This window comes from Pedobacter sp. MC2016-05 (assembly GCF_026239735.1).
Taxonomy (GTDB): Bacteria; Bacteroidota; Bacteroidia; order Sphingobacteriales; family Sphingobacteriaceae; genus Pedobacter.
In genome coordinates, this window is sequence record NZ_JAPIVT010000052.1 from 1 (window position 1) to 959 (window position 959).

A 959-nucleotide genomic window follows, 5' to 3' on the forward strand; every position below is an offset into this window, starting at 1 on the left:
GCGTCGGTAATCTTTTTACATTCGTGAATAAAGGTTTTGATTGAGGTTTCGGTTTGTAGTTCTACGTGCTTGGAAATGATTAAAGCCATAAAGCATATCAATAAATGAAGTTTTATAGGCTCTTCTTTATAATGGAATATTGGCCTTGTTTGTAGATCGCTTTTACCTCAAAAGTATTGCCCGGAAAAACTTCGTAAGAAATGGGCAATCCTTCTTTACTGACCATCAAGGCAATAAGAATCTGCAGCTACTGTGATTTGTTGTCTTTGGAAAAACCATTCTTGCGAAGGTCGTCTGATTCAAAGGTTTCAAAATACAGCGTTGTCACATCATAGAAAACCAGGTTGTAGTTGAAGTCGTAGTGTTCCCGAGCAAATTTAACAGCAATACTTTCGGTCTTTGACTTAAGCTCCAGCCATGCTGGAGCAGAGTCATAATATTTCTGTCTGCGATGTTTTATGCCAAAATATTCCTCTAAAAGAATGATTGAGCGAAGTTTGGATGCAGGCTCAATTATTCGCACGATTGCCAGATCCAGAAGAAAACTGTTTTTAAGCTTGTCGAAACCGATTTGGACGATAAGTTTTGAGATCAGTTCATGGAAAAATGAATAATATACACCGATAAAGTCAGTCTGTCGAATGTTTATAATATTATCAGCATGAACCTCATTGAATAAAAACAGCTGTCTGGTAGTGGTTTTAATGAAATCATTGGCAAGCGTAAGTAAGTCGGCAAGTTCAGTAGAAGTACGAGCAGTACCAATATGCCTTATGATGACTCTTTTACGGTTTTCAATCTTATAAACCTGCACTGAAGTTGATCCTGCAGCATACTTGATTTGCCTTATTTTATACAATTTTTAACTTTAGGTCAGCAAATCACAAAAATAATAATAATAAAAACAACAAGATCAGCTACTTACGTTTTGTTGAAAACTACCCCGGACAAGTCAGGAA

1 protein-coding gene is annotated in these 959 nt (G+C 36.5%); it reads right to left on the minus strand.

Features of this window, described 5'->3' with window-relative positions:
• Positions 1 to 247: 247 nt before the first annotated feature.
• Positions 248 to 859, minus strand: coding sequence for a hypothetical protein (locus tag OQZ33_RS24130; RefSeq protein WP_265802129.1), 612 nt, complete (start codon positions 857 to 859; stop codon positions 248 to 250).
• Between the last annotated feature and the right edge of the window lie 100 nt (positions 860 to 959).